This is a genomic window from Streptomyces sp. NPDC001717 (assembly GCF_042892775.1).
GTDB lineage: Bacteria > Actinomycetota > Actinomycetes > Streptomycetales > Streptomycetaceae > Streptomyces.
Window position 1 is genome coordinate 293793 of record NZ_JBIAUK010000001.1, and the last position, 26672, is coordinate 320464.

20 protein-coding genes are annotated in these 26672 nt (G+C 68.1%); 17 read left to right on the forward strand and 3 right to left on the reverse strand.

Annotation, left to right across the window (positions count from 1 at the left end; translation table 11 throughout):
* Positions 1–142 precede the first annotated feature (142 nt).
* From ACFYZL_RS01530 to ACFYZL_RS01555, 6 genes are all read left to right on the forward strand, one after another.
* Positions 143–1009 (forward strand): LppX_LprAFG lipoprotein, encoded by an 867-nt coding sequence (locus ACFYZL_RS01530; protein ID WP_384745005.1) that lies wholly within the window; start codon positions 143–145, stop codon positions 1007–1009.
* 50 nt (positions 1010–1059) lie between these two features.
* Positions 1060–1932, forward strand: a complete 873-nt coding sequence (locus ACFYZL_RS01535) for a hypothetical protein (RefSeq protein ID WP_384745006.1) — start codon at positions 1060–1062, stop codon at positions 1930–1932.
* 263 nt (positions 1933–2195) lie between these two features.
* Positions 2196–2726 (forward strand): 50S ribosomal protein L10, encoded by a 531-nt coding sequence (rplJ, locus tag ACFYZL_RS01540; protein ID WP_030026650.1) that lies wholly within the window; start codon positions 2196–2198, stop codon positions 2724–2726.
* Between the two features lie 111 nt (positions 2727–2837).
* Positions 2838–3221 carry a 50S ribosomal protein L7/L12 gene (gene rplL, locus ACFYZL_RS01545; protein WP_384588162.1) on the forward strand — a complete coding sequence of 128 codons (384 nt, stop codon included), beginning with the start codon at positions 2838–2840 and terminating at the stop codon, positions 3219–3221.
* A gap of 555 nt (positions 3222–3776) precedes the next feature.
* Positions 3777–7259: a DNA-directed RNA polymerase subunit beta gene (gene rpoB, locus ACFYZL_RS01550; RefSeq protein WP_376658099.1), complete on the forward strand. Its 3483-nt coding sequence runs from the start codon at positions 3777–3779 to the stop codon at positions 7257–7259.
* Between the two features lie 95 nt (positions 7260–7354).
* Positions 7355–11254, forward strand: coding sequence for a DNA-directed RNA polymerase subunit beta' (locus ACFYZL_RS01555; RefSeq protein ID WP_384588166.1), 3900 nt, complete (start codon positions 7355–7357; stop codon positions 11252–11254).
* Positions 11255–11367: 113 nt separating this feature from the next.
* Here ACFYZL_RS01555 and ACFYZL_RS01560 read toward each other — a convergent pair whose 3' ends face one another.
* Positions 11368–13830: a YfhO family protein gene (locus ACFYZL_RS01560; RefSeq protein WP_388675163.1), complete on the reverse strand. Its 2463-nt coding sequence runs from the start codon at positions 13828–13830 to the stop codon at positions 11368–11370.
* An 800-nt stretch (positions 13831–14630) separates the two neighbouring features.
* On the opposite strand from ACFYZL_RS01560, the gene rpsL reads away from it, so the two are divergent.
* The 5 genes from rpsL (at position 14631) to ACFYZL_RS01585 (ending at position 19574) form a co-directional block, all read left to right on the forward strand.
* The gene (gene rpsL, locus ACFYZL_RS01565) at positions 14631–15002 is read left to right on the forward strand and encodes a 30S ribosomal protein S12 (protein ID WP_007265893.1); all 372 of its coding nucleotides are present in this window, start codon (positions 14631–14633) and stop codon (positions 15000–15002) included.
* A gap of 2 nt (positions 15003–15004) precedes the next feature.
* Positions 15005–15475 carry a 30S ribosomal protein S7 gene (gene rpsG / locus ACFYZL_RS01570; RefSeq protein ID WP_007265894.1) on the forward strand — a complete coding sequence of 157 codons (471 nt, stop codon included), beginning with the start codon at positions 15005–15007 and terminating at the stop codon, positions 15473–15475.
* A 39-nt stretch (positions 15476–15514) separates the two neighbouring features.
* Complete coding sequence (fusA, locus tag ACFYZL_RS01575) at positions 15515–17647, forward strand: elongation factor G (protein WP_384745008.1); 2133 nt, start codon at positions 15515–15517, stop codon at positions 17645–17647.
* Between the two features lie 151 nt (positions 17648–17798).
* Complete coding sequence (gene tuf, locus ACFYZL_RS01580; protein WP_384745009.1) at positions 17799–18992, forward strand: elongation factor Tu; 1194 nt, start codon at positions 17799–17801, stop codon at positions 18990–18992.
* 222 nt (positions 18993–19214) lie between these two features.
* Entirely contained in the window at positions 19215–19574 is a 360-nt protein-coding gene (locus tag ACFYZL_RS01585) for a hypothetical protein (protein WP_384745011.1), read from the forward strand.
* A gap of 86 nt (positions 19575–19660) precedes the next feature.
* Here ACFYZL_RS01585 and rfbC read toward each other — a convergent pair whose 3' ends face one another.
* Together rfbC and rfbA are read right to left on the reverse strand one after the other, a co-directional pair.
* Positions 19661–20260, reverse strand: a complete 600-nt coding sequence (rfbC, locus tag ACFYZL_RS01590) for a dTDP-4-dehydrorhamnose 3,5-epimerase (RefSeq protein ID WP_388675167.1) — start codon at positions 20258–20260, stop codon at positions 19661–19663.
* Entirely contained in the window at positions 20257–21132 is an 876-nt protein-coding gene (gene rfbA, locus ACFYZL_RS01595) for a glucose-1-phosphate thymidylyltransferase RfbA (RefSeq protein WP_384745014.1), read from the reverse strand. The genes rfbC and rfbA overlap by 4 nt, the downstream gene beginning before the upstream one ends.
* Before the next feature lie 82 nt (positions 21133–21214).
* Here rfbA and rfbB point away from each other — a divergent pair, with 82 nt between their 5' ends.
* The 6 genes from rfbB (at position 21215) to ACFYZL_RS01625 (ending at position 26667) form a co-directional block, all read left to right on the forward strand.
* The gene (gene rfbB / locus ACFYZL_RS01600; protein WP_384745016.1) at positions 21215–22192 is read left to right on the forward strand and encodes a dTDP-glucose 4,6-dehydratase; all 978 of its coding nucleotides are present in this window, start codon (positions 21215–21217) and stop codon (positions 22190–22192) included.
* Positions 22189–23100: a dTDP-4-dehydrorhamnose reductase gene (rfbD, locus tag ACFYZL_RS01605; RefSeq protein ID WP_388675171.1), complete on the forward strand. Its 912-nt coding sequence runs from the start codon at positions 22189–22191 to the stop codon at positions 23098–23100. The genes rfbB and rfbD overlap by 4 nt, the downstream gene beginning before the upstream one ends.
* 144 nt (positions 23101–23244) lie before the next feature.
* Positions 23245–23646: a DUF2304 domain-containing protein gene (locus ACFYZL_RS01610; protein ID WP_388675174.1), complete on the forward strand. Its 402-nt coding sequence runs from the start codon at positions 23245–23247 to the stop codon at positions 23644–23646.
* Positions 23643–24449 (forward strand): glycosyltransferase family 2 protein, encoded by an 807-nt coding sequence (locus ACFYZL_RS01615; protein ID WP_384745020.1) that lies wholly within the window; start codon positions 23643–23645, stop codon positions 24447–24449. Before ACFYZL_RS01610 ends, ACFYZL_RS01615 begins: the two co-directional genes overlap by 4 nt.
* Before the next feature lie 9 nt (positions 24450–24458).
* Positions 24459–25343, forward strand: coding sequence for a glycosyltransferase family 2 protein (locus ACFYZL_RS01620; RefSeq protein ID WP_388675177.1), 885 nt, complete (start codon positions 24459–24461; stop codon positions 25341–25343).
* 25 nt (positions 25344–25368) lie between these two features.
* Entirely contained in the window at positions 25369–26667 is a 1299-nt protein-coding gene (locus ACFYZL_RS01625; RefSeq protein ID WP_384745021.1) for a lipopolysaccharide biosynthesis protein, read from the forward strand.
* Positions 26668–26672 lie beyond the last annotated feature (5 nt).

A 26672-nucleotide genomic window follows, 5' to 3' on the forward strand; every position in this document is an offset into this window, starting at 1 on the left:
GAACGGGCCCTCCGCCCCCCTTACCCGGGGCGGAGGGCCCGTTTTTTCACATGCTGTGCGAGCCCTGTGCGATTACTGTCAGCGACGCGGCGTACTGTCGCCGTTGAACAGATCGTCGGATTTGACCAGGGGTGGGGAACGAGTGAACGCGTACCGCAGGAAGACCGTGGGAGCCGTGCTGGCCGCCGTACTGCTCGCGGGGGGCGCCACGGCGTGCGAGAACGGCAAGGACGCGAAGAAGGCCGACGGGGCGCCCGCGAGCCCCTCCCAGGCCGCTCCGTCGCCGGCCCAGGTCACGCCTGCGACGTACCTGGAGAAGACGAAGAAGAAGTCCGAGGAGATCACCTCCCTGCGCTACACGATGTCGGGCTCGGCGGCGGGAACGAACATCTCCGGCGAGGCCGCCATGCGCATCAAGCCCTCCGTGGCCATGTCCATGAAGATGGCATCGCCCGAGAAGCCGGGTGAGACGGTGGAGATCCGCCTCCTCGACGGAGCCATGTACCTGGGTGGCGAGGGCAAATGGATGAAGTTCGACCTGAAGACCCTGGCGCCGGACCAGGCGGCGCAGCTGGAGTCGCTCGGCGGGGGGCAGCAGGGGGAGAACCCGGGTGACAAGGCCAACGACCTGAGCGCGGCCAAGGACCTCAAGGTGGTCGGCGAGGAGACCGTCGACGGTCAGAAGACCACCCACCTGACCGGCACCGTCACGCTGGACCAGATGAAGGCCCAGAGCGCCGGCTCCACGCCCGAGACCAAGAAGCGCCAGGAGAAGAACCTCAAGGCGATCGAGGACCAGGGCATCAAGGAAATGACCATGGACATCTGGATCGACGAGTCCGACCAGACCAAGCAGTTCCGGACCCGTGGCACCGGCACGTCCGGCCAGATGGACGTGACCGTCAAGTTCCTGGACATCAACAAGCCGGTCGAGGTGACCGCTCCGCCGGCGGACCAGGTCGTCGACCTCGCCGAGATGATGAAGGGCAGCGGCGGGGGCTCGGCCTGACCACCACCCGCGCCACTGAAGCACGCAGATCCACCCATGGGGGAGAACGAATGAAGAAGGCTGTCCTGACCCGGGCGGGAACCGTCGCGGCGGGGGCCGCGCTGCTCGTGGGCGGGCTCACGGCCTGTGGGGGAGCCGAGGCCGGAGGGTCGGACGACAAGCCCGCCGGCTCGGCCGCCCCGAAGACCGAGTCACCGGCCGACGCGGTGAAGGCGTCGTACGTGAAGACGGCGGCCGCCAAGTTCGCCCGGTTCGACATGACGTTCACGGGAAGCGACGGGAAGCCCCTGCGGCTCACCGGCACGAAGGGCTGGTACCCGGCCGCCACCGGCATCGACGCCAACGGGGGTGACGGCCGCCAGGTCATGCTGGGCGACGTCGTCTACACCGCCGTGGACAAGCCCCTGGAGGGCAAGTCCTGGATGAGGATGAACCTGAACAAGGACGGGAAGCCCCGCCACCAGCTCAACGACGACCCGGCCGAATACCTCGCACTGCTCCTCGGGCAGCAGAAGCTGACCCTGGTCGGCGCCGAGCAGCCCGACGGCGTGGAGGCCAAGCACTACAAGGCCGGCCTCACCGGTGCGGAGCTGCTCGCGGCGGACGAGTCCACCAAGGTCATGGACGAGGCGAACCGCCTGTCCCTCCGCGAGGCGCTGAAGGACTACAGCGCGATCGAGGTGGACCTGTGGATCGGCAAGGACGGCTACCCGGTCCGCGTCGACACCTCCAGGGTGGCCAAGGACGGCACGACGAAGGTCTCGGCGAAGTTCTCCGGCTACGGCACGACCGAACCCGTGAGCGCGCCCCCGGCCGAGCAGGTCGTCGACTTCGACGACGTGATGAAGGGCGTGGACAAGTCGCTCAAGGAGACCGACCAGAAGCTGAAGGACGCGGGGCTGGGAGGCCTCGACCGCTCCTGAGCCGATCGGTCCCGGGGGCGATTTGCCTCGACTGGAACCCTTCACGTACGCTTCCACAGAAGCCAAAGACCGCTGGTCGTTGCCGTGCCTGCAAGGGTGTGGTGGCCGAAGGATCCGTTGACTACGGACGACCCGCGCAGGTGACTGTGGAAAGCTCCCGAATTCTTTTCGGTCGAGCTACGCCCTGGCGCCTACGCCGGGGCGTTTTTGTTTGTCAGCCCCTTCTGAGCGGTCCTCATCACCCGGAAGGAGGCGAACGCACCATGCCGACGCCCAACAAGGCTGCATCGGTAGCCGAGCTCACGGACGCGTTCCAGAGCTCGAACGCCGCCGTGCTGACCGAGTACCGGGGTCTCACCGTCGCGCAGCTCAAGACGCTGCGTCGCTCCCTTGGTGAGAACGCCCAGTACGCCGTGGTGAAGAACACGCTGACCAAGATTGCGGCCAACCAGGCCGGGATCACCGCGCTGGACGAGCACTTCGCTGGTCCGACCGCGGTCGCCTTCATCACCGGTGACCCGGTGGAGTCGGCGAAGGCCCTGCGTGACTTCGCCAAGGAGAACCCGAACCTCATCATCAAGGCCGGTGTCCTTGACGGTAAGGCTCTCTCCGCCGACGACATCAAGAAGCTTGCGGACCTCGAGTCCCGCGAGGTTCTGCTCAGCAAGCTGGCCGGCGCGTTCAAGGGCAAGCAGTCTCAGGCTGCCTCGCTCTTCCAGGCGCTGCCGTCGAAGTTCGTCCGCACCGCGGAAGCGCTTCGCGTCAAGCTCGCCGAGCAGGGCGGTGCCGAGTAATTCGGCTCGCGCATTGATCCGCGCCGCCTAGTGCGCGGGTCGTAGCGGGCCGTTACGCCCGCCTCTCTAGACATATCGGCACCTGCCGAATTAGTGGAAGGATCGCCCATCATGGCGAAGCTCTCTCAGGAAGACCTCCTCGCCCAGTTCGAGGAGATGACCCTCATCGAGCTCTCCGAGTTCGTGAAGGCCTTCGAGGAGAAGTTCGACGTCACCGCCGCCGCGGCCGTCGCCGTTGCCGGTCCCGCCGCCGGTGGCCCCGCCGCCGAGGCCCCGGAGGAGAAGGACGAGTTCGACGTCATCCTCGCCGGCGCCGGCGACAAGAAGATCCAGGTCATCAAGGTCGTGCGCGAGCTGACCTCCCTGGGTCTGAAGGAGGCCAAGGACCTCGTGGACGGCGCCCCGAAGCCCGTCCTGGAGAAGGTCAACAAGGAGGCCGCTGACAAGGCCGCCGAGGCCCTCAAGGGTGCCGGCGCCTCCGTCGAGGTCAAGTAACACCTCTGAGGCCCCTCTGAGGCCTCTGTCGAGGGCGATCACCCGTAAGGGTGGTCGCCCTTTGGCGTATCCGCAGTGCCTGACTTGCCCCTGCGTCGTTGGGGAGTAGGGTGATCATCGTTGCTCCGCGCCAGGGTCCCAGGATGATCCGCTCGGAGCAGGGGGCCTTGACGAACGGGACCGGGCGCGCAATTCTCAGTCCCGTCGGCAGCTCGACCACCTCGATCCGAGATCCGAGGCATGGATCGGCTCCGGAGAGGGCAGTACTGATACGCGCACTCTGTGTACGAGGGTCGCGACGTTACGACATGGGGAAGGCCTGTTGCCGGTTTCCGGAAACCTGGTCTGGACATCAGTGAGCCGAGTGGCTACACTGACCCTTTGCGCTGCCTGTTAGCTGTCCCCTGCCCGTCGCCAGGGACATGCCCACGCTGAAGCACACTTGGTTGAACCGTTCTGACCTGGCCTTTTAGCCGGATCGGGAGTGGTTGGTCTTATGTGTCGGCTGGGACCGGTACGCGCGTAGTGAGTCCGAGCCCTCGGAAGGACCCCCTCTTGGCCGCCTCGCGCAACGCCTCGACCAATACGAACACCGGTGCCAGCACTGCCCCGCTGCGCATCTCCTTTGCAAAGATCAAGGAGCCGCTCGAGGTTCCGAACCTCCTGGCGCTGCAGACCGAGAGCTTTGACTGGCTTCTCGGCAATGCCGCCTGGAAGTCTCGCGTCGAGTCGGCGCTTGAGAGTGGACAGGACGTCCCCACCAAGTCCGGTCTGGAAGAGATCTTCGAGGAGATCTCGCCGATCGAGGACTTCTCCGGGTCGATGTCGCTGACCTTCCGCGACCACCGTTTCGAGCCGGCGAAGAACTCCGTCGACGAGTGCAAGGAGCGCGACTTCACGTACGCGGCTCCGCTGTTCGTCACGGCCGAGTTCACGAACAACGAGACCGGAGAGATCAAGTCTCAGACGGTCTTCATGGGCGACTTCCCGCTCATGACCAACAAGGGCACCTTCGTCATCAACGGCACCGAGCGTGTCGTCGTGTCGCAGCTTGTCCGTTCCCCCGGTGTCTACTTCGACTCCTCCATCGACAAGACGTCCGACAAGGACATCTTCTCCGCCAAGATCATCCCCTCCCGGGGTGCCTGGCTGGAGATGGAGATCGACAAGCGCGACATGGTCGGTGTCCGCATCGACCGCAAGCGCAAGCAGTCCGTCACCGTCCTCCTGAAGGCTCTCGGCTGGACCACCGAGCAGATCCTCGAGGAGTTCGGCGAGTACGAGTCCATGCGCGCCACCCTGGAGAAGGACCACACCCAGGGCCAGGACGACGCGCTGCTCGACATCTACCGCAAGCTGCGCCCGGGCGAGCCGCCGACCCGTGAGGCCGCTCAGACGCTGCTCGAGAACCTCTACTTCAACCCGAAGCGCTACGACCTCGCGAAGGTCGGCCGCTACAAGGTGAACAAGAAGCTCGGCGCCGACGAGCCGCTCGACGCCGGTGTGCTCACCACCGACGACGTCATCGCCACGATCAAGTACCTGGTCAAGCTGCACGCCGGCGAGACCGAGACGATCGGCGAGTCCGGCCGTTCGATCGTGGTCGAGACCGACGACATCGACCACTTCGGCAACCGTCGTCTGCGCAACGTCGGCGAGCTCATCCAGAACCAGGTCCGCACGGGTCTGGCTCGTATGGAGCGCGTCGTGCGCGAGCGCATGACCACGCAGGACGTCGAGGCGATCACGCCGCAGACCCTGATCAACATCCGGCCGGTCGTCGCCTCCATCAAGGAGTTCTTCGGCACCAGCCAGCTGTCGCAGTTCATGGACCAGAACAACCCGCTGTCGGGTCTGACGCACAAGCGTCGTCTCTCGGCCCTGGGTCCCGGTGGTCTGTCCCGTGAGCGGGCCGGCTTCGAGGTCCGTGACGTTCACCCGTCGCACTACGGCCGCATGTGTCCGATCGAGACCCCCGAAGGCCCGAACATCGGTCTGATCGGCTCGCTCGCCTCCTACGGTCGCGTCAACGCGTTCGGTTTCGTCGAGACGCCGTACCGCAAGGTCGTCGACGGTGTCGTCACCGACGAGGTCGACTACCTGACCGCCGACGAGGAAGACCGCTTCGTCATCGCCCAGGCGAACGCCGCCCTGAACGATGAGATGCGCTTCACCGAGAACCGCGTCCTGGTCCGCCGTCGTGGCGGCGAGATCGACTACATCGCCGGCGGCGACGTCGACTACATGGACGTCTCCCCGCGCCAGATGGTGTCCGTCGCGACCGCGATGATCCCCTTCCTGGAGCACGACGACGCCAACCGCGCCCTCATGGGCGCGAACATGATGCGCCAGGCCGTTCCGCTCATCAAGGCGGAGGCCCCGCTCGTCGGCACCGGCATGGAGTACCGCTGTGCGGTCGACGCCGGTGACTCGATCCGTGCGGAGAAGGACGGTGTCGTCCAGGAGGTCTCGGCCGACTACATCACCGTCGCCAACGACGACGGCACGTACACCACGTACCGCGTCGCCAAGTTCTCCCGCTCGAACCAGGGCACCTCGGTCAACCAGAAGGTCATCGTCAACGAGGGTGACCGGATCGTCGAGTCCCAGGTCCTCGCCGACGGACCGGCGACCGAAGAGGGCGAGATGGCCCTCGGCAAGAACCTGCTCGTCGCGTTCATGCCGTGGGAAGGTCACAACTACGAGGACGCGATCATCCTGTCGCAGCGCCTCGTGCAGGACGACGTCCTCTCCTCGATCCACATCGAGGAGCACGAGGTCGACGCCCGTGACACCAAGCTCGGCCCCGAGGAGATCACCCGGGACATCCCGAACGTCTCCGAGGAGGTCCTCGCGGACCTCGACGAGCGCGGCATCATCCGCATCGGTGCGGACGTCGTCGCCGGCGACATCCTGGTCGGCAAGGTCACGCCCAAGGGTGAGACCGAGCTGACCCCGGAGGAGCGCCTGCTCCGCGCGATCTTCGGTGAGAAGGCCCGCGAGGTGCGTGACACCTCGCTCAAGGTCCCTCACGGTGAGATCGGCAAGGTCATCGGTGTCCGCGTCTTCGACCGCGAGGAGGGCGACGAGCTTCCCCCGGGCGTGAACCAGCTGGTCCGCGTCTACGTCGCCCAGAAGCGCAAGATCACCGACGGTGACAAGCTCGCCGGCCGTCACGGCAACAAGGGTGTCATCTCCAAGATCCTCCCGATCGAGGACATGCCCTTCCTCGAGGACGGCACCCCGGTCGACATCATCCTCAACCCGCTGGGTGTCCCGTCCCGAATGAACCCGGGACAGGTCCTGGAGATCCACCTCGGCTGGCTCGCCAGCCGCGGCTGGGACGTCTCCGGCCTCGCGGACGAGTGGGCGCAGCGCCTCCAGGCGATCGGCGCCGACCAGGTCGCCCCCGGCACCAACGTCGCCACCCCCGTCTTCGACGGTGCGCGTGAGGACGAGCTGGCCGGCCTGCTCCAGCACACCATCCCGAACCGCGACGGCGAGCGCATGGTGCTCCCGACCGGTAAGGCGCGCCTGTTCGACGGCCGCTCCGGCGAGCCGTTCCCGGACCCGATCTCGGTCGGGTACATGTACATCCTCAAGCTGCACCACCTGGTCGACGACAAGCTCCACGCCCGTTCGACCGGTCCGTACTCGATGATCACGCAGCAGCCGCTGGGTGGTAAGGCGCAGTTCGGTGGTCAGCGCTTCGGTGAGATGGAGGTGTGGGCGCTTGAGGCATACGGCGCCGCGTACGCGCTCCAGGAACTCCTGACGATCAAGTCCGACGACGTGACCGGCCGCGTGAAGGTCTACGAGGCCATCGTCAAGGGCGAGAACATCCCCGAGCCGGGCATTCCCGAGTCCTTCAAGGTGCTCATCAAGGAAATGCAGTCGCTCTGCCTCAACGTGGAGGTGCTGTCCTCGGACGGCATGTCCATCGAGATGCGCGACACCGACGAGGACGTCTTCCGCGCGGCGGAGGAGCTCGGTATCGACCTGTCCCGGCGCGAGCCGAGCAGCGTCGAAGAGGTCTGACGGGCCTGGCCGGGGGATCCGAGTGATCCCCCGGCCGCCCCGGGACCGTTCAGACCATGATTGAGACTCGACCCCGAAAGAGGGATTGACGCACAGTGCTCGACGTCAACTTCTTCGACGAGCTGCGGATCGGCCTTGCCACCGCGGACGACATCCGAACCTGGTCGCACGGCGAGGTCAAGAAGCCGGAGACCATCAACTACCGCACCCTCAAGCCCGAGAAGGACGGACTCTTCTGCGAGAAGATCTTCGGTCCCACCCGGGACTGGGAGTGCTACTGCGGCAAGTACAAGCGTGTCCGCTTCAAGGGCATCATCTGTGAGCGTTGTGGCGTCGAGGTCACGCGCGCCAAGGTGCGCCGTGAGCGGATGGGCCACATCGAGCTCGCCGCTCCCGTCACCCACATCTGGTATTTCAAGGGCGTCCCGTCGCGCCTGGGCTACCTGCTGGACCTCGCGCCGAAGGACCTCGAGAAGGTCATCTACTTCGCCGCGTACATGATCACGTTCGTCGACGACGAGCGCCGTCAGCGCGACCTGCCGTCGCTGGAGGCCCACGTCTCCGTCGAGCGCCAGCAGATCGAGAACCGCCGTGACGCGGACCTCGAAGGCCGTGCCAAGAAGCTCGAGAGCGACCTGGCCGAGCTGGAGGCCGAGGGCGCCAAGGCCGACGTGCGCCGCAAGGTGCGCGAAGGCGCCGAGCGCGAGATGAAGCAGCTCCGCGACCGCGCCCAGCGCGAGATCGACCGCCTCGACGAGGTGTGGGCCCGCTTCAAGAACCTCAAGGTCCAGGACCTGGAGGGCGACGAGCTCCTGTACCGCGAGCTGCGTGACCGCTTCGGCACGTACTTCGACGGCTGCATGGGCGCCGCCGCGCTGCAGAAGCGTCTGGAGTCCTTCGACCTCGAGGAGGAGGCCGAGCGCCTCCGCGAGATCATCCGTACCGGCAAGGGCCAGAAGAAGACCCGTGCGCTCAAGCGCCTCAAGGTCGTCTCCGCGTTCCTGCAGACCAGCAACAAGCCCAAGGGCATGGTTCTGGACTGCGTCCCGGTCATCCCGCCGGACCTTCGTCCGATGGTGCAGCTGGACGGTGGCCGCTTCGCGACCTCCGACCTGAACGACCTGTACCGCCGCGTGATCAACCGCAACAACCGCCTGAAGCGCCTTCTCGACCTCGGTGCCCCCGAGATCATCGTGAACAACGAGAAGCGCATGCTCCAGGAGGCCGTCGACGCCCTCTTCGACAACGGTCGTCGTGGTCGTCCGGTGACCGGTCCCGGCAACCGTCCCCTGAAGTCCCTCAGCGACATGCTGAAGGGCAAGCAGGGTCGATTCCGTCAGAACCTCCTCGGCAAGCGCGTGGACTACTCCGCGCGTTCCGTGATCGTCGTCGGTCCCCAGCTGAAGCTGCACCAGTGTGGTCTGCCCAAGGCCATGGCGCTGGAGCTCTTCAAGCCGTTCGTGATGAAGCGCCTGGTCGACCTGAACCACGCGCAGAACATCAAGTCGGCGAAGCGCATGGTCGAGCGCGGCCGCACGGTCGTGTACGACGTGCTCGAAGAGGTCATCGCCGAGCACCCGGTCCTCCTGAACCGTGCGCCCACGCTGCACCGCCTCGGCATCCAGGCCTTCGAGCCCCAGCTGGTCGAAGGCAAGGCCATCCAGATCCACCCGCTCGTCTGCACCGCGTTCAACGCGGACTTCGACGGTGACCAGATGGCCGTGCACCTGCCGCTCTCCGCGGAGGCGCAGGCCGAGGCCCGCATCCTGATGCTGTCCTCGAACAACATCCTCAAGCCGGCCGACGGCCGTCCGGTCACGATGCCGACCCAGGACATGGTCCTCGGTCTGTTCTTCCTGACCACCGACGGTGAGCTCCGTGACACCAAGGGCGAGGGCCGCGCGTTCGGCTCCACGGCCGAGGCGACCATGGCGTTCGACGCCGGCGAGCTCGCGCTGCAGTCGGCCGTCGACATCCGCTTCCCGGTGGGCACCATCCCGCCGCGTGGCTGGGTGCCGCCGGTCGCCGAGGAGGGCGAGCAGGAGTTCCAGCCGGGCGACAGCTTCCGTCTGCGCACCACCCTGGGCCGCGCGCTCTTCAACGAGCTGCTGCCCGAGGACTACCCGTTCGTCGACTACTCGGTGGGCAAGAAGCAGCTCTCCGAGATCGTCAACGACCTGGCGGAGCGCTACCCCAAGGTCATCGTGGCGGCGACGCTCGACAACCTGAAGGCGGCCGGCTTCCACTGGGCGACCCGTTCGGGCGTCACCGTGGCCATCTCCGACGTCGTCGTGCCCGAGGCCAAGAAGGCCATCGTCAAGGGCTACGAGGAGCAGGACGAGAAGGTCCAGAAGCAGTACGAGCGCGGTCTGATCACCAAGGACGAGCGCACGCAGGAGCTCATCGCGATCTGGACCAAGGCGACCAACGAGGTTGCCGAGGCGATGAACGCGAACTTCCCCAAGACGAACCCCATCTTCATGATGGTTGACTCGGGTGCCCGAGGAAACATGATGCAGATGCGACAGATCGCCGGTATGCGTGGTCTGGTGTCGAACGCGAAGAACGAGACCATCCCGCGTCCGATCAAGGCGTCCTTCCGTGAGGGCCTCACCGTTCTGGAGTACTTCATCTCCACGCACGGTGCCCGTAAGGGTCTGGCGGACACCGCCCTGCGTACCGCCGACTCGGGTTACCTGACCCGTCGTCTGGTGGACGTCTCGCAGGACGTGATCATCCGCGAGGAGGACTGCGGCACCGAGCGCGGTCTGAAGCTGAAGATCGCCGTTCGCGGCGAGGACGGCGTGCTGCGCAAGGCCGACGACGTCGAGACCTCGATCTACGCCCGCATGCTGGCCGAGGACGTCGTCATCGACGGCAAGGTCATCGCGCCGGCCAACGTCGACCTCGGTGACGTCCTCATCGACGCCCTGGTCGCCAACGGCGTCGAGGAGGTCAAGACCCGCTCGGTCCTGACCTGTGAGTCCGCGGTCGGCACCTGTGCCTTCTGCTACGGACGCTCGCTCGCCACCGGCAAGCTGGTCGACATCGGTGAGGCGGTCGGCATCATCGCCGCCCAGTCCATCGGTGAGCCCGGTACCCAGCTGACGATGCGTACCTTCCACACCGGTGGTGTGGCCGGTGACGACATCACGCAGGGTCTGCCGCGTGTCGTCGAGCTCTTCGAGGCCCGTACCCCGAAGGGTGTCGCCCCGATCTCCGAGGCCGCCGGCCGCGTGCGGATCGAGGAGACCGAGAAGACGAAGAAGATCGTCATCACGCCCGACGACGGCAGCGACGAGACGGCGTTCCCGATCTCGAAGCGCGCCAAGGTCATCGTGCACGAGGGCGACCACGTCGAGGTGGGCCAGAAGCTCACCATGGGTGCCACCAACCCGCACGACGTGCTGCGCATCCTCGGCCAGCGTGCCGTCCAGGTCCACCTGGTCGGCGAAGTCCAGAAGGTCTACAACTCGCAGGGCGTGTCGATCCACGACAAGCACATCGAGATCATCATCCGGCAGATGCTGCGCCGCGTGACGATCATCGAGTCCGGCGACGCGGAGCTCCTGCCGGGCGAGCTGGTCGAGCGGTCGAAGTTCGAGACCGAGAACCGTCGCGTGGTCACCGAGGGCGGTCACCCCGCCTCCGGCCGTCCGCAGCTGATGGGTATCACCAAGGCCTCGCTCGCGACCGAGTCGTGGCTGTCGGCGGCGTCCTTCCAGGAGACGACCAGGGTCCTGACGGACGCGGCGATCAACGCCAAGTCCGACTCCCTGATCGGCCTCAAGGAGAACGTCATCATCGGTAAGCTCATCCCGGCCGGTACGGGTCTGTCCCGTTACCGCAACATCCGGGTGGAGCCCACCGAGGAGGCGAAGGCCGCGATGTACTCGGCCGTCGGCTACGACGACATCGACTACTCGCCCTTCGGCACCGGCTCCGGCCAGGCTGTCCCGCTGGAGGACTACGACTACGGCCCGTACAACGGCTGAGTGCTCGTAAGAAGAAACCCCCCGTCGCTCCGAGAGGAGCGGCGGGGGGTTTCCTCGTTGTGGGGGCTCGCCCGTTCGCGGCGGGACCCTGCCTTCGGGCCCCGCCGGGCGGCTCAGGCGCGGCGGCGGCGCGCCGCGATCGTCACCGAGACCAGGGTCAGCAGGGCCAGGGCGGCGGCCGCGAGGCCGGGGGTGAGGCCCTTCGGGGTGAAGGTGCAGGAGAGCCTGTCCGTGCCCGGGGGGAGGTCCAGGGAGATCAGGCCGTGGAAGTCGCGGATCGGGGCGGAGCACTGCCAGCCGGGGACGTTCGTCACCGCCAGGACGGCGGTGCCGGTGGTGCCGTGGGGGAGGGTCGCCTCGATGCCGTGGCCGCTGATGTCGACCGAGGTCGCGCCCGTGGTGGTGAGGTCGCGGACCGTCTTGTCCAGGGCCGCGCGGTTCAGGCAGCCGAGGGGGTGGGTGCCGGCCGTGGCGTCCTTGGTCTGGGTGCGGACGGTGACGTCGAGCAGGCCCGAGGCGGGGACCGGGCCCAGGGGGGTGACCCCGGTCATCAGGTCCTCCAGGGGCCGCTCGGTGCCGCCGGCGGTGAGGGTGCCGTGGAGGGCGGGGGAGTACCAGAAGGCCTCGGAGCCGGGGGTGCACCGGGCGGTGTACGTCTGCTCCGTGGCGCTGCCGCCGCGGGTGACCTCGGGGACCTGGTAGACGGTCGCGCCGAGGACGTTCTCCTGGCGGGCCCAGACGCTGTCCGCGGGATTGGGCGAGGTGTGGGGGGCGGTGCGGACAGTGACGAGTGGGGGCGCGGGGAACGTGGAGCCCTCCCAGGTGTCGGGGGTGGTGCCGGGGCGGACGCGGGCGCCGATGGAGAAGATCGCGTCGAGCACCGGGTTGTCCGCGCCGAAGAAGGTGCGGCCGTCGTTCTTGTAGCCGTAGCCGAGGGGCTCCAGGGCCTTGTACGTGGCCTCGGGCAGGTAGCTGCTGTAGTACTGCGGGCCTTCCGAGCGCAGGGCGAGTGCGTCGTTGTACGAGGTGCGGGGTGCGCCGGAGTCGGTCCGGTAGGCGGGCCAGCCGTCCACGCGCCGTACGGCGTCGAAGTGCTCGGTGATCGAACGGTTCGAGGTGGCGACGGGCGTCGCCCAGCGCTCGCGGGCGCGGCGGACGTCCGCGTTGTAGGCGGCGACCGCGGACTCGGCGAAGACCACGCCGATCATGAGGACCGCGGCCACCGGGATCAGGTGGCGGCGCTTCTCGCCCAGGGCGAGGAGGACGAGGGACAGGAGGGAGACCGCGCCGCCGACCAGGACGGCGGGCCAGGTCCAGCCGCCGAAGTCGTTGGCGCGGCGCAGGACGAACGTGGCCAGGACGAGGAGGGCCGCGACCAGTGCCAGGTGGAGCGGGCGCGGCCGGTTGGCCAGGGCCAGCCAGGCGGCGATCACCACCATGCCGCTGAAGACGAAGGCCTCGCGGTACGGATTGCCGTTCGGGACGGCCAGGCCGTGCCACACGTACTGGGTGGGCGGGAACTGGAACGAGGCGAGTACGAGGAGCGTCGCCGCGGCCCAGACCAGGCGGGTCTTCTTCGCGATGCGCGTGTTGAGGAGGAACGAGCCCGCCAGGATGAGCCCCAGGGAGGCGACGTACAGCCGGGGGCGGCCGCCCCACAGGTGGGTCGCCGGGAGCATGCCCGCCAGGAAGAGCTCGATCCGGACCGGATCGAAGGCGCCGGCCTGGGTGGGCTGCGCCGAGCCGCTGGAGAGGAACGAGGGCAGGAGCAGCGGGAGCGTGAGGAGGATGCCCGTGCCGGCGGCGGTCGCGGCGCGCCACAGGACCCGCAGCCGCTGCCGACCCGTCATGTCGAGGGTGATCAGACGGATGGCGAGCAGGACGCAGGCGGCCATCGTCGCCATCATCGCGGTGTAGAAGTTCCCGAACCAGGCGAGCGCGACGAGCAGGGCCACGCCCGGCCAGCGCCGTTGCTCCAGGCACCACTCGACGGCGATGCCGAGCATGGGCAGCGCCACCAGGCCCCACAGCCACATCGGGATGTAGGAGGCGTCGCTCAGCGCCCAGGCGCACAGGCCGTACACGGCTCCGAGCACGCCCCGCTGCCACCACGGGCCGGCGTGCAACTTGCCGAGGTACACCGTCATCACGGCGGCGGCGGCGCCCATGGTGATCGGGGTGATCGCGAAGACCGCCAGGTCCACGTGGGCGCGGGGGACGAGGACGGCGAGCCAGGAGAAGGGGTTGCCGAGGTACGTGTAGTAGTCGGACAGGAACTGCTGGCCGAAGCCGCCGCGCCAGTTGAAGAGCAGGTCGCCGGCGGCCTGGCCGTGGACCAGGTCCCACAGCGCCCGGTGGAAGGGGACGTACTGGTTGGCCTGGTCGTTGATGGCCCGGCCGGTGGTGCCGAAGGGGAAGGTGCCGCGCGCCACCCAGGCCGTGCAGAACGCGGCCGAGGTGACGAGGAAGGCGAGGAGGGGGCCGCGGGCCCGGGCGGCGCGGCGGGAGGAAAGGCGGGGGGAGCGCTCGTCCGGGCCGGGGGGAGGAGATTCGACTGCGGTCGTCTCCGGTGCCACGGTGCCCAATGTCCTGCTCCCTGCTCCTCGACGGCAAGCCGCCAGTTTAGGTCGCGGGCGGGAGGCGGCCCGCCGGGCGGGCCGCCCCGCTGCGGGTGGTGGGGCGGGTCACTGCCCGCTGATCTGCCGGGCGGTCACGGCCACCGCGGAGACCGCGGCGAGCGCCGTCACACTGGCGGGTGGCCGGCGGGAGCGTTCCGGGGCGTCGAGGGAGGCGGTTCTCGTGATCGGCGAGCCGGCGGTCGGATTGGTCGCTGCGTTGGACGCCTGACTCCCCGGTTCCGCGCAGCCGCTCCGGCTCCAGGGCCACGGAGAGCGGAGCGGGGTCGGTCATGCGCGGGCGCCCTCCCGGTGGCCTTCGTGGAGCCGGAGGACGCCGAGGGCGAAACGCCGCCGACGCGCCGACGCGCGTGCGTACGTACGTGAGTGCGTGCGTGCAGGCGCCCGCCGCCGACGCTCGTCGCCGTGCCCGGGACTGACCTGCGGCGTCCGGGTGTCGGGCCGCCGGCCGGCCGTCCCGTCGAACTGGCCGGTCCGTACGGCTTGCGTCCGGTGTGTTTTCGTGCTGGGCATTTGTTTTGACCTACCTCTGTGAGGTAGGTACGCTCTGACCTTGTGCCTGGGGTGTGCCCTGGGCTCCCGCGTGCGCTAGGACGCCACGGTGAGCCGAGAAGTCCACACCGCGATCCGCGCCCTCCTTCACCTTGGTGAAGGCGTGCAGGATCCGACACACCCGACCGCGTGGGTCGGCAAAGTTCCAGGTTAGCTTCACTACACGGCACACAGAAACCGGAGAAGTAGTGCCTACGATCCAGCAGCTGGTCCGTAAGGGCCGGCAGGACAAGGTCGAGAAGACAAAGACCCCCGCGCTCGAGGCTTCGCCTCAGCGTCGTGGCGTCTGCACGCGTGTGTTCACGACCACCCCGAAGAAGCCGAACTCGGCGCTCCGTAAGGTCGCGCGTGTGCGTCTGACCTCCGGCATCGAGGTCACCGCTTACATTCCGGGTGAGGGACACAACCTGCAGGAGCACTCGATCGTGCTCGTGCGTGGTGGCCGTGTGAAGGACCTGCCGGGTGTTCGTTACAAGATCATCCGCGGTGCGCTTGACACCCAGGCTGTCAAGAACCGCAAGCAGGCCCGCAGCCGCTACGGCGCCAAGAAGGAGAAGTAAGAATGCCTCGTAAGGGCCCCGCCCCGAAGCGCCCGGTCATCATCGACCCGGTCTACGCATCTCCTCTGGTGACCTCGCTCATCAACAAGATCCTCCTGAACGGCAAGCGCTCCACCGCCGAGCGCATCGTTTACGGCGCCATGGAAGGCCTCCGCGAGAAGACCGGCAACGACCCGGTCATCACGCTGAAGCGCGCGCTGGAGAACGTCAAGCCGTCGCTCGAGGTCAAGTCCCGCCGTGTCGGTGGCGCGACCTACCAGGTTCCCGTCGAGGTCAAGCCGGGTCGTCAGTCGACCCTGGCCCTCCGCTGGCTCGTGGGTTACTCCCGCGCCCGCCGCGAGAAGACCATGACCGAGCGCCTGATGAACGAGCTTCTCGACGCCTCGAACGGCCTCGGTGCGGCCGTCAAGAAGCGCGAGGACACGCACAAGATGGCCGAGTCCAACAAGGCCTTCGCGCACTACCGCTGGTAGTCCGAACCCACATCGAGACCGAGAGAAGACTGAGCCGATATGGCTACCACTTCGCTTGACCTTGCCAAGGTGCGCAACATCGGCATCATGGCTCACATCGACGCGGGCAAGACGACCACCACCGAGCGCATCCTGTTCTACACCGGTGTGTCGTACAAGATCGGTGAGGTCCACGACGGCGCTGCCACGATGGACTGGATGGAGCAGGAGCAGGAGCGCGGCATCACGATCACGTCTGCCGCGACGACCTGCCACTGGCCGCTCGAGGACGTCGACCACACCATCAACATCATCGACACCCCGGGTCACGTTGACTTCACCGTCGAGGTGGAGCGTTCGCTCCGCGTCCTCGACGGCGCCGTCACCGTGTTCGACGGTGTCGCCGGTGTGGAGCCGCAGTCCGAGACCGTTTGGCGTCAGGCCGACCGCTACGGCGTTCCGCGCATCTGCTTCGTCAACAAGCTCGACCGCACGGGTGCCGAGTTCCACCGCTGCGTCGACATGATCAAGGACCGCCTCGGTGCGGTTCCGATCGTCATGCAGCTCCCGATCGGTGCCGAGGCCGACTTCCAGGGTGTCGTCGACCTCGTCCGCATGAAGGCGCTCGTCTGGTCCGCCGAGGCGACCAAGGGCGAGATGTACGACATCGTCGACATCCCGGCCTCGCACACCGAGGTTGCCGAGGAGTGGCGCGGCAAGCTGGTCGAGACCGTCGCCGAGAACGACGACGAGATCATGGAGCTCTTCCTCAACGGCGACGAGCCGACCGAGGAGCAGCTGCACGCCGCCGTGCGCCGCATCATCCTGGGCTCCGGCAAGGGCAAGGGCGAGCCCACGATCACCGCGGTGTTCTGTGGCACGGCGTTCAAGAACAAGGGTGTTCAGCCCCTGCTCGACGCCGTCGTCCGCTACCTGCCGTCGCCGCTGGACATCGAGGCCATCGAGGGCCACGACGTCCGCGACGCCGACACGGTCGTGAAGCGCAAGCCGTCGGACGAGGAGCCCCTCGCCGCGCTCGCGTTCAAGATCATGAGCGACCCGCACCTCGGCAAGCTCACCTTCGTCCGGGTTTACTCGGGCCGCCTGGAGGCCGGCACCGCGGTGCTGAACTCCGTCAAGGGCAAGAAGGAGCGCATCGGCAAGATCTACCGCATGCACGCGAACAAGCGTGAGGAGATCGACTCGGTGGGCGCCGGCGACATCGTCGCCGTGATGGGCCTGAAGCAGACCACCACCGGTGAGACGCTTTGTGACGACAAGCAGCCCGTGATCCTGGAGTCCATGGACTTCCCGGCTCCGGTCATCCAGGTCGCCATCGAGCCCAAGTCCAAGGGTGACCAGGAGAAGCTGGGTGTCGCCATCCAGCGTCTCGCGGAGGAGGACCCCTCCTTCCACGTTCACTCGGACGAGGAGACCGGCCAGACCATCCTCGGCGGTATGGGCGAGCTGCACCTCGAGGTGCTGGTCGACCGCATGAAGCGCGAGTTCAAGGTCGAGGCCAACGTCGGCAAGCCGCAGGTGGCCTACCGCGAGACGATCCGCAAGGCCGTCGAGCGTCACGACTACACCCACAAGAAGCAGACCGGTGGTACCGGTCAGTTCGCCAAGGTGCAGATCGCGATCGAGCCCATCACCGAGGCCGACGGTCCGGCGTACGAGTTCGTGAACAAGGTCACCGGTGGCCGCGTGCCGAAGGAGTACATCCCTTCGGTGGACGCCGGTGCGCAGGAGGCCATGCAGTTCGGCATCCTGGCCGGCTACGAGATGACGGGCGTTCGCGTCACGCTTCTCGACGGTGGCTACCACGAGGTCGACTCCTCCGAGCTCGCGTTCAAGATCGCCGGCTCGCAGGCCTTCAAGGAGGCCGCGCGCAAGGCTTCGCCCGTTCTGCTCGAGCCGATGATGGCCGTTGAGGTCACCACGCCCGAGGAGTCCATGGGCGATGTCATCGGTGACATCAACTCCCGCCGTGGCCAGATCCAGGCCATGGAGGACCGTCACGGAGCCAAGATCGTCAAGGGCCTCGTGCCGCTTTCGGAGATGTTCGGCTACGTCGGCGACCTCCGCAGCAAGACCTCGGGTCGCGCCAGCTACTCGATGCAGTTCGACTCCTACGCCGAGGTTCCCCGGAACGTCGCCGAGGAGATCATCGCGAAGGCCAAGGGCGAGTAACTCTTCCGAGTACACGCTTTAGGCTTGTCACCGGCAGCCTCTGGGGCAACAGGAGTCACTCCCGTTGCCCCGGGGACCGGCCGGCTTTCCAGCAAAGATCACCTGGCGCCGATCTGTAAGGCGTACAGAACCACTCTCCAGGAGGACCCCCGTGGCGAAGGCGAAGTTCGAGCGGACTAAGCCGCACGTCAACATCGGCACCATCGGTCACATTGACCACGGTAAGACGACCCTCACGGCCGCCATTACCAAGGTGCTGCACGACGCGTACCCGGACCTGAACGAGGCCTCGGCCTTCGACCAGATCGACAAGGCTCCTGAGGAGCGCCAGCGCGGTATCACCATCTCCATCGCGCACGTCGAGTACCAGACCGAGGCGCGTCACTACGCCCACGTCGACTGCCCGGGTCACGCGGACTACATCAAGAACATGATCACCGGTGCCGCGCAGATGGACGGCGCGATCCTCGTGGTCGCCGCCACCGACGGCCCGATGCCGCAGACCAAGGAGCACGTGCTCCTGGCCCGCCAGGTCGGCGTTCCGTACATCGTCGTCGCCCTGAACAAGGCCGACATGGTGGACGACGAGGAGATCCTGGAGCTCGTCGAGCTCGAGGTCCGTGAGCTGCTCTCCGAGTACGAGTTCCCGGGCGACGACCTGCCGGTCGTCCGCGTCTCCGCGCTGAAGGCGCTCGAGGGCGACAAGGAGTGGGGCGAGAAGCTCCTCGGCCTCATGTCCGCCGTCGACGAGGCCATCCCGACCCCGCCGCGTGACACCGAGAAGCCGTTCCTCATGCCCGTCGAGGACGTCTTCACGATCACCGGTCGCGGTACGGTCGTCACCGGCCGTATCGAGCGTGGTGTCCTGAAGGTCAACGAGACCGTCGACATCATCGGTATCAAGGAGACCAAGACCACCACCACGGTCACCGGTATCGAGATGTTCCGCAAGCTGCTCGACGAGGGCCAGGCCGGTGAGAACGTCGGTCTGCTCCTCCGTGGCATCAAGCGCGAGGACGTCGAGCGCGGCCAGGTCATCATCAAGCCCGGTTCGGTCACCCCGCACACCGAGTTCGAGGCCCAGGCCTACATCCTGTCGAAGGACGAGGGTGGCCGTCACACCCCGTTCTTCAACAACTACCGCCCGCAGTTCTACTTCCGTACCACGGACGTCACGGGTGTCGTCACCCTGCCGGCCGGCACGGAGATGGTCATGCCGGGCGACAACACCGAGATGTCGGTCCAGCTGATCCAGCCGGTCGCCATGGAGGAGGGCCTGAAGTTCGCCATCCGTGAGGGTGGTCGTACCGTGGGCGCCGGCCAGGTCACCAAGATCACGAAGTAATTCGTGTTCTGACCTGGTAGCTCGTTCGACGAGCACCAAGTTGCACTGAAGGGCCCCGTCCCACCGCTTCGGCGGTGGGGCGGGGCCCTTCGGCGTGTGGGGGGAACGACCGCCACCGGTCGAGCCGTCATCCCTTCGGGTGCGCTGCGGATGCCCGACGGCGCGCGGCGGGTGAGGCTGCGGTAGAGGCAGACACCACCGCAGAGACGAGGACCGAGCACCATGCGTGAAATCGGAGGAGCCAGGCTCCGGTACGTCGGCGTCATCACCGGGGCGGCGCTGCTGCTCACGGCAACGGCCTGCTCGACCGGCAAGACCACCGTGGGCCAGCTCAGCTTCCGGGCCGAGGACTCCCCGGTCCTGCTCAGCTACTCGAACACCCCCGTCCAGGGCTGCCACAAGATCGGGCTCCCGCGCGGCGCGTCCCACGTCTACAACAACACCCTCGTCGACGTGGTCATGTATCGGACGCCGGACTGCCAGAAGAGCGAGAAGGCACCGGGGATCTACATCCCGACGGCCACCTCGAACGTGACGGCCACCGGCAGCCTGCCGTGGCGCAGCTTCTCCGTCGTCCACTGACGGCGGCCGGTCGGGCGGTGGTACGACGGAGGGCCGCATCCCGGGCGTACGGGATGCGGCCCTCTTCGCGCGGGTGCGCCCGCGGGTCAGCTCACGCGGAGCGACTCGGTGAACTCCTTGCAGGCCGCGTAGTCGGGCAGCAGCCCGGTCGCGATCGCGTCGGCCAGCGACGGTGCGGCCTCGTCACGGGCGGAGAGCAGCGGGACCTCGGCCGGCCACTCGATGCCCAGGTCGGCGTCGAGCGGGTGCACGGAGTGCTCGCCGGTCGGGTTGTAGGTCTCCGAGCAGAGGTAGGAGAGGGTGGCGTCGTCGCTGAGCGCGCAGAAGCCGTGGCCCAGGCCCTCGGGGATGTAGACCGCGCGGCGGTCCACGTCGTCGAGGCGGACGCCCTCCCACCGGCCGAAGGTCGGGGAGCCGACGCGCAGGTCCACGATCACGTCGAGGACGGCGCCGCGCACGCAGGTCACGTACTTGGCCTGGCCGCGCGGGACGTCGGCGAAGTGGATGCCGCGGACCACGCCGGCCGAGGAGACCGAGAGGTTCGCCTGCGCCAGGTTCAGCGGGTGCCCCACGACCTCGGCCAGCCGGTCGAAGCGGTACCACTCGGTGAACAGGCCGCGCGGGTCGCCGTGCAGCTGCGGGGTGATCTCGAAGGCGCCCTCGATGGAGAGCTCACGGAACTTCATCGGGCGTCCTCCTCGGCGAGCAGCTGCAGCAGGTAGTCGCCGTAGCCGCTCTTGGTCAGCGGTTCGGCCAGTTCGCGCAGTTGCGCGGAGTCGATCAGGCCGGCCCGCCAGGCCGCCTCCTCGATGCAGCCGATCTTGAAGCCCTGGCGTTCCTCGATCACGCGGACGAACTCGGAGGCCTGGACCATCGAGACGAAGGTGCCGGTGTCGAGCCAGGCGGTACCCCGGTCGAGGATGGTCACGTTCAGCTCGCCGGCCTGGAGGTAGGCGTCGTTGACGGCGGTGATCTCCAGCTCGCCGCGGGCGCTGGGCTTCAAGCCCTTGGCTATCTCCACGACCTGGTTGTCGTAGAAGTACAGACCGGGCACCGCGTAGCGGGACTTCGGCTTGGCCGGCTTCTCCTCGATGGAGATGGCCTGGCCCTTCTCGTCGAACTCGACGACGCCGTACGCCGTCGGGTCCGCCACCGGGTAGGCGAAGACCCGCCCGCCCTTGGCGTCGGTGTGCTGCGCGAGGCGGGTGCCGAGGCCGCTGCCGTGGAAGATGTTGTCGCCGAGGATCAGCGCGACGGACTCGTCGCCGATGAAGTCGGCGCCGAGGACGAAGGCCTGGGCGATGCCCTCCGGGCGCTCCTGGACGGCGTATTCCAGCCGCAGCCCGAACTGCGAGCCGTCGCCCAGCAGTCGCTCGAACTGGGACCGGTCGTCCGGGGTCGTGATGATCAGGATCTCGCTGATGCCCGCCATCACCAGAGTGGAGAGCGGGTAGTAGATCATCGGCTTGTCGAAGACGGGGAGCAGCTGCTTCGAGACTGCCCGCGTCAGCGGCCACAGTCGCGATCCGGTGCCACCGGCCAAGAGGATTCCACGCATGGGGAGAACCCTATGCGAGAGGCCGTGGGGGAGCCGCGCGCACGGCATGTGACGTTCGGCAGGCGGCTAGACTCTTCGTATTATGCGCATCCTCGTGACCGGCGGTGCCGGCTTCATCGGTTCAGAATTCGTTCGCCAGCAGCTCGGTGCGGACGCCACGGCGCAGATCACCGTCTTCGACAAGCTGACCTACTCCGGTGTCGAGGCGAACCTCGCCCCGGTCGCGGACCACCCCGGATACCGCTTCGTCAAGGGCGACATCTGCGACGCCGAGGCCGTCGACCAGGTGATGGCCGGTCACGACGTGGTCGTGCACTTCGCCGCCGAGTCCCACGTGGACCGCTCGATCGCCGGCGCGGGTCCGTTCGTGATGACCAACGTCGTCGGTACGCAGGTCCTGCTGGACTCCGCCCGCAAGCACGGCGTCGGCCGCTTCGTGCACATCTCCACCGACGAGGTCTACGGCTCGATCGACGAGGGCTCCTGGACGGAGGAGTGGCCGCTGGTGCCGAACTCCCCGTACTCCGCGTCCAAGGCGTCGTCCGACCTGCTGGCGCTGGCGTACCACCGCACGCACGGCATGGACGTGGTGGTCACCCGCTGCTCCAACAACTACGGGCACTACCAGTTCCCGGAGAAGGTCATCCCGCTGTTCGTCTCCAACCTGATGGACGGCAAGAAGGTCCCGCTGTACGGCAACGGCGGCAACGTCCGCGACTGGCTGCACGTCTCCGACCACTGCCGCGGCATCGACCTGGCCATGCGCAAGGGCCGGGCCGGCGAGGTCTACAACATCGGCGGCGGCACCGAGCTCACCAACAAGGAGCTCACCGGCGTCCTTCTGGAGGCCGCGGGCCTCGGCTGGGAGATGGTCGAGCGGGTCGAGGACCGCAAGGGCCACGACCTCCGCTACTCCATCGACATCGGCAAGATCGGCGCCGAGCTGGGCTACGCCCCGCAGGTCACGTTCGAGGACGGCATCAAGGCCACCATCGACTGGTACCGCGAGAACCGTGCCTGGTGGGAGCCGCTGAAGGCGAAGGCGGCCCTGCAGAAGTGAGCACCGAGACGCGATCCGGGTACTGGCTCGTCACCGGCGCCGCCGGGATGCTCGGCCAGGACGTCCTGGCCGTCCTGAAGGACGCCGGCATCGAGGCCGTGGGCCTGCGCCGCGCCGACCTCGACATCACCGACCCGGACGCCGTCCGGGCCGCCGTCGACGGTGCCGCCGTCGTCGTGAACTGTGCCGCCTGGACCGACGTCGACGGAGCGGAGACGGCCGAGGAGGCCGCCACCGCCGTCAACGGCACGGGTGTACGGGTCCTCGCGGGGGCCTGCGCGGCCGCCGGGGCGCGGCTGCTGCACGTCTCCACCGACTACGTGCTGCCCGGCGACGCTTCGGAGCCGTACCGCGAGGACGCCGAGACCGGTCCGGTCAACGCCTACGGTCGTTCCAAGCTGGTCGGGGAGCGCGCCGTCGCCGAACTGCTGCCGCGGGACGGTTACGTGGTGCGGACGGCCTGGCTGTACGGCGAGCACGGTCCGAACTTCGTGGCCACCATGCTGAAGCTGGCCGCGCAGCGGGACACCCTCGACGTCGTCGACGACCAGCACGGCCAGCCCACCTGGTCCTACGCGCTGGCCCGACGGCTCGTGGAGCTCGGCCTCGCCGCGCAGGACGGCAAGGCGCCGGGCGGGGTCTACCACGGGACCGCGAGCGGCCGCACCACGTGGATGGGGCTGGCCCGTGAGGCGTACCGGCTGGGCGGGCTCGACCCGGAGCGGATCCGGCCCACCACGTCCGAGGCCTTCGTGCGTCCCGCCGTTCGGCCCGCCTTCAGTGTCCTTGGTCACGACGGCTGGTCCGCCGCGGGGCTGGAACCACTGCCCGACTGGCGGTCCCAGCTCGCCGAGGCGATCACCCGTCCGGCCTTCGCCGACCTGCTGCGACTGCCCTCCGAGCGGTGAGCCGGCGCGGCTGATCGTCTTCACGCGCACGCCGTCCACGGGGCTCGGAAGGCAACCTTCCGAGCCCCGTTTGCGTCATTCGCAGTGCCATATGCTTCCCCTATAAAAGATGTTGGCCCCTTCGCCCGAAAGGCGCCGTCGGCTGTGCGACTCTCCGTTCTGACCTCCATCACCGGACTTCTGGTGCTGGGGTACATCCTCGAGCTGCTGCGCCGCCAGCAACTGCGGGAGAAGTACGCGGCGATATGGCTCGCGATCGGACTGCTGGTCGCCCCGCTCGGATTCGTCCCGGACCTGCTGGACCCGGTGGCCAAAGCCCTCGGTGTCGCCTCCGGTGTGAGCCTGGTGCTGTTCGTCGGCTTCGTACTGGTCCTGATGGTGAGTCTGCACCTCAGCTGGGAGACCAGCCGGCTGGAAGCGGAGACGCGCACCCTGGCGGAGGACGTCGCGCTGATCCGCGCGCATCTCGTCCAGCAGGGCGGTTACCCGAATACGTCGCCGCGCACGGAGGATTCCGGCGCTTTCGAGGCACAGGTGAAGTCGTGAACGACGGCCGTCGCGTTCTGATCATCCTTCCCGCCTGGAACGAGCGGGACGGGCTGCCCTCGGTCCTGCGCGAGATCCAGCAGCAACTGCCCTACGTCGACACCCTCGTGGTCGACGACGGCTCGGCGGACGACACCGCCGAGGTGGCGCGGGCGGCCGGATCGGCCGTCGCCCAGCTGCCGTTCAACCTCGGTGTCGGCGGCGCGATGCGGCTCGGCTACCGCTACGCGCAGCAGCACGGCTACGACGTGGCGATCCAGGTGGACGCCGACGGTCAGCACGACCCGGCCTACGTGCCGGCCCTCCTGGAGCGCCTCGCCGCCGGCGATGCCGACCTCGTCATAGGCGCCCGGTTCGCGGGCGCCGGCGACTACTCGGTGCGCGGCCCGCGCAAGTGGGCGATGTCCCTGCTGTCCGTGGTGCTCTCGCGGATCACCCGGACCAAGCTCACCGACACCACCTCGGGCTTCCGCGCCTGCAACCGGCCCCTCATCGAGTTCTTCGCCCGTTGGTACCCGGTGGAGTACCTCGGCGACACCATCGAGTCCATGGTGGGCGCCGCCCGCTCCGGCTTCACCGTGCGCCAGATCCCGGTGGCCATGCGGGAACGCACCACCGGCCGCCCGAGCGCCTCGCCGCTCAAGGCGATGGTCTACCTCACCCGCGCCGGCCTCGTGCTGCTGCTCGCGATGATCCGCCGGATGCCGGAGGAACTCACCACGTTCACGCCCGGCTCCCCGGCGTACGCAGCGTTCCAGCAGCGCACGGCCGAGCTGGTCGACCGTGAGCTGACCAAGGCCTAGGCGGAGAAAATGTCGCGTTTCGAGATCCTGCTGCCGTACTACGGCGATGTCGCGCTGATGCAGGACGCGGTCCGCAGCGTCCTGGTCCAGGGCGGCGACGACTGGCGCCTGACCGTCGCCGACGACGGCCGTGAGCCGGGCGTCCCCGAGTGGTTCGAGGAGCTGGCGGACCCCCGGGTCAGGTACTTCCGCAACGAGCGCAACCTCGGGGTCACCGGCAACTTCAACCGCTGCGTCGAGCTCGCCGAGTACGAGTACCTCGTGCTCATGGGCTGCGACGACCTGATGCACCCGAACTACCTGGAGGTCGTGCGCGCCGCCGCCGACCGCGAGCCGACCGCGGCGATGATCCAGCCGGGTGTCCGGGTGATCGGCTCCGACGGCCTGCCGTACGACACCCTGGGCGACCGCACCAAGCGCAAGCTGTACGCGCCCAAGGGCCCGGGCCGGGCCCTGCTCGGCGGCGAGGAACTCGCCACCAGCCTGCTGCGCGGCAACTGGCTGTACTTCCCCTCGATCTGCTGGCGCTCCGAAGCGGTCAAGCGCTTCGGCTTCCGCACGGACCTGGGCGTCATCCAGGACCTCGCCCTCGTCGTGGACCTGCTGGTGGCGGGGGAGACCCTGGCCACCACCCCGGAGGTCTGCTTCAGCTACCGCCGGCACGCCGAGAGCGAGTCCTCGGCGAAGGCCTACACCGGCCACCGCTTCGAGGAAGCCAAGCGCTTCTTCGTCGAGACCGCCGACCGCCTGGACGGACACGGCTGGCCGCGCGCGGCCAAGGTCTCCCGACTGCACCTCTCCTCACGGCTGCACGCACTCACGCTGCTGCCCGGAGCCGCCAAGCACGCCGGTCGCCCCGGTGTCGGCGCCATGCTCCGCCACGCCACACGCTGAGCGTGCGGCCTATGAAAGCTCTTGTATGAACCCGATCGCGAAACTGCTCAAGGCCCTGCCCCCCGGGACCGCCATGGTCGCGGGGGGCACCGCTGTGCTCGGCGCCGCCTCCTACATCCACCTCGCGGTGGCCGGACACAGCCTCACCACGGCCCACATGGCCGGGGTCTCCGTGCTGTGGACCCTGGTGATGTCCGTCGGGATCGGCCTGTTCTTCCCGATCGAGCAGGAGCTCACCCGGATCGTCGCCGCCCGCGCCGTCCGCGACGAGGGAGCCGCGCCGGTGCTCCGGAAGGCGGGGCTGCTCACCGCGGGCATCCTCGCCGTGGTCCTCGGAGCCCTCGCCCTCTTCGCCGGGCCGATCGCGGACCGGCTGTTCCAGGGCGACCGCCAACTGGTCGCCGTGCTCGGCGCGGCCTTCGCCGCGATGGCGTTGTGCTACCTCACCCGGGGCGTCCTGGCCGGCACCCGCAGCTTCACCGCGTACGGGTCCCAGCTCGCGGTGGACGGCGGCCTGCGGATCGCGATGGCCTTCGCCTGCGCCGCCGCCGGCCTGCACTCGGCGCTCGCCTTCAGCCTGATCCTCGTCGTGGCGCCGTTCATCGCCCTGTTGGTCACGCTGGTCCCGACCCTGCGCGGGGCCCGGCCCGGCGGCCCGATCGCCACCGGAGAGCTGGTCCGCGGCCTCGGCCCGCTGACCGCTTCCACCCTGCTCGCCCAGGTCGTGGTCAACGCGGCGGTGATGAGCACCCAGCTCTTCGAACCGACCCGCACCGAACTGATCGCCGCTCTGCTCAGCGCCCTGGTCCTGGCCCGGGTGCCGCTGTTCGTCTTCGGCTCGCTCCAGGCCTCGCTGCTCTCCGGTCTGTCCACCGTGGTGGCCGGCGGTGACCACCAGGGCTTCTCCCGGATGCTCCGCAAGGCGTGCGCGGTGGTCCTCGGCCTCGGCGTCGTCGGCGGCGTGCCGGCCGTACTGATCGGACCCTGGCTGATCGAGGTCCTGTTCGGCGCCGCGCCCGGCCGGCTCGGCCACGTCGACTTCCTGTGGTTCGCCCTCGGGACGACCGCCTACATGCTCGCCATGGTGCTCGGCCAGGCCCAGATGGTGCTGCACAAGCACCGCGCCCAGCTGGTGTGCTGGGTGCTCGGCACCGTCGTGCTGATCGGGATCACGGTGGTGCCCGGCGACATCGCGCTGCGCGTGGGTCTCGCCTACGCGATCGGTTCTCTGGCCACCGCCGGCACGATGCTGCTGACCCTGCGCGGCGCCGTGCCGCGCCGCACCGCCGCACCGGTACCCAACGGACACCTCACGGAAGTCTGACCTGT

What these genes read in the sequence shown, in the direction of transcription:
- rfbC (WP_388675167.1), bottom strand. Translation starts at nt 20,260, where the DNA reads ATGAAGTTCCGTGAGCTCTCCATCGAGGGCGCCTTCGAGATCACCCCG.
- rpsG (WP_007265894.1), top strand. Translation starts at nt 15,005, where the DNA reads ATGCCTCGTAAGGGCCCCGCCCCGAAGCGCCCGGTCATCATCGACCCG.
- fusA (WP_384745008.1), top strand. Translation starts at nt 15,515, where the DNA reads ATGGCTACCACTTCGCTTGACCTTGCCAAGGTGCGCAACATCGGCATC.
- ACFYZL_RS01535 (WP_384745006.1), top strand. Translation starts at nt 1,060, where the DNA reads ATGAAGAAGGCTGTCCTGACCCGGGCGGGAACCGTCGCGGCGGGGGCC.
- ACFYZL_RS01625 (WP_384745021.1), top strand. Translation starts at nt 25,369, where the DNA reads ATGAACCCGATCGCGAAACTGCTCAAGGCCCTGCCCCCCGGGACCGCC.
- ACFYZL_RS01585 (WP_384745011.1), top strand. Translation starts at nt 19,215, where the DNA reads ATGCGTGAAATCGGAGGAGCCAGGCTCCGGTACGTCGGCGTCATCACC.
- rplJ (WP_030026650.1), top strand. Translation starts at nt 2,196, where the DNA reads ATGCCGACGCCCAACAAGGCTGCATCGGTAGCCGAGCTCACGGACGCG.
- rfbA (WP_384745014.1), bottom strand. Translation starts at nt 21,132, where the DNA reads ATGCGTGGAATCCTCTTGGCCGGTGGCACCGGATCGCGACTGTGGCCG.
- rplL (WP_384588162.1), top strand. Translation starts at nt 2,838, where the DNA reads ATGGCGAAGCTCTCTCAGGAAGACCTCCTCGCCCAGTTCGAGGAGATG.
- rfbB (WP_384745016.1), top strand. Translation starts at nt 21,215, where the DNA reads ATGCGCATCCTCGTGACCGGCGGTGCCGGCTTCATCGGTTCAGAATTC.
- ACFYZL_RS01620 (WP_388675177.1), top strand. Translation starts at nt 24,459, where the DNA reads ATGTCGCGTTTCGAGATCCTGCTGCCGTACTACGGCGATGTCGCGCTG.